This is a genomic window from Psychrobacter sp. (genome assembly GCF_035469765.1).
Lineage (GTDB): Bacteria > Pseudomonadota > Gammaproteobacteria > Pseudomonadales > Moraxellaceae > Psychrobacter.
The window spans coordinates 1-1,984 of the sequence record NZ_DATIRM010000072.1; the positions used below are offsets into that span (position 1 = coordinate 1).

Annotated in this window: 2 protein-coding genes; both read right to left on the bottom strand. The window is 41.9% G+C overall.

Annotated elements, in window-relative coordinates:
* Positions 1–15: 15 nt before the first annotated feature.
* A complete protein-coding gene (locus VLN09_RS02035; RefSeq protein WP_325243553.1) occupies positions 16–663 on the bottom strand; it encodes an ATP-binding protein in 648 nt (215 codons plus the stop codon).
* A partial coding sequence (locus VLN09_RS02040) for an Hpt domain-containing protein (protein ID WP_325243554.1) occupies positions 660–1,984 on the bottom strand: 1,325 nt, incomplete at its 5' end. The genes VLN09_RS02040 and VLN09_RS02035, both read right to left, overlap by 4 nt.

Here is a 1,984-nt window from a genome sequence, read left to right on the forward strand (position 1 = left end):
TTTTATTGTCCTTAATTACGCAGCTGGCAAGGTGATGACAAAACGTGTCATTTTTCCAAGCTCAGTATTTACATTCAGCTTACCATTATGTTCTTTGACCAACGCCTTAATGACGTCTAGACCCACACCGCGCCCGCCATCTTCATCAGCATGCTCTTTGGTTGAAAAGCCAGAAGCAAACAGGGTCTTGAGCAAGTTACTGTGAGTCATTTGACTTGCCTCTGCTTGGTCAAAACGACCATCGGCAATCAGCTTATGACGAATGCCTTCGTAGTCGATACCTTGACCGTCATCTTGCAGTGCAATGATTAAGTTCTGATCGTCACGCTGCATCTCTAAATCGATATTACCGACCACAGATTTGCCAGCTGACTGACGCGCTTCAGGTGACTCGATACCATGTACTACTGCATTACGTAATAACTGAATACTAATCTCTTTAATTGGTTGTTTGAGGCGTGCAGGGATGTTTACGTGCGCCAAATTATGACCGTTAAGCTGTATTTTCTTACCTTGTCTAACCGCGATGTCTTTGGCGAAATCTTGATAATAAGCCAAATGTTCATTATCTGACTCATCACTCAAATCAATCTCATTACCGCCTTCAACGTTTATACCATTCAGAGCATCATCAGCTACTCTATTATTAGCAGTGGTCTTCAAGTCTCAGTCATCAGTGCAGCTGTCATAGCTGGCGCAGTTGATACGACCGGTTTTGCATTACTGACAGCTTGCGGTGCTGCTTGATTCATACGCTTACCTAAGGTTTCGATGGTGTTCGATAGGCTCCATAAGTCATCCAAATGCACGGCAAGCGCTAAGAAGTTATTGCCCGATAATTTGCCTTGGTTTTGCAGTGTATCAAGCTTATCTTCAGCGTCTGATGCAATCTTGGTAAAGCTGTGTAGTTTAAGGGCAGATGCCTCGCCTTTTAAGCTGTGCATTTCACGATAAATCGCTTTTAGCTTACCTTCTAGCTCAAATTGTGAGCTACCAGGGTTTTTCAAAATATTATTCATCTTATCGATGTGAGTTTTGGTATTGATAATAAACTCATTAATGATTTTTGGATTGACGTTCAAGATGGTCGTCAACATCTCAATCTGCATGTCGTTTTGCGAGCGTTCTTTCTCTAGACGCTGCTCTAAATAAACCGCGTCTGAGACGTCATTGACGTTGACCAAAATACGGGCAATGTCTTTATCTTCATAAACGCGTGAAAACTTAAAGTCTAAGAAGCGACTGGTAGTACTGCTTTCTCCAGACGTATTGTGTAACATGACTTTATGCAATGGGTTTAAAGAATCAACCAGTTTTTCTTTTACACGTGGATTATACAATTGCTCAATAAACTGGCGGGTGGTTCTCAAATCTTTGTCTGAGATACGACCACGTAGTACATCGGCAAAGTTTTCTCCTGCCAATCTATCCTCGCCAATAATGCCATTGAGCGCGCGAGAATGCTGCTGACCAATATTCAAATCTTTATCCAGCAAGAACAGACCGGTATTGACCGTTTCCATAATCTCTTGTGTTTCACGACGAGCAGCTAATGCCTCGGCATCAGTGTCACGCAGACGACGTACAAAGAAGAATACAAAGATTAAGAAGTAAGCAAAAATAGCCGCAACACCCAATATCTGAACCAGACGAATGGTATTTGCTTGGCGTTCAGCGTTGATAAACACCTCATCAGTGAGCTGATCTAATGAATCATTAATCAGCAAACTTGAGGTTTTTGCCTGCTCAACCGCTTGGATCAATTTATCCGAAGAGTCGACCATGATATTGTCAGCGTCTTTAAGATAATTTTTAATTTTAGGCTCTAAAAGTAACCACTGTTCATTCGCCGCTGCGACTTTGGTTTGAGAGTTATTATTAATTTTTGGTAAAGTGTAACTTTTGCCATCGATATCCGTGATTTCGCCACCTTTTTCAATGGCAGTGATAGAGCTGCTGATAAGCGCTGTATTTTGCTCCAGTC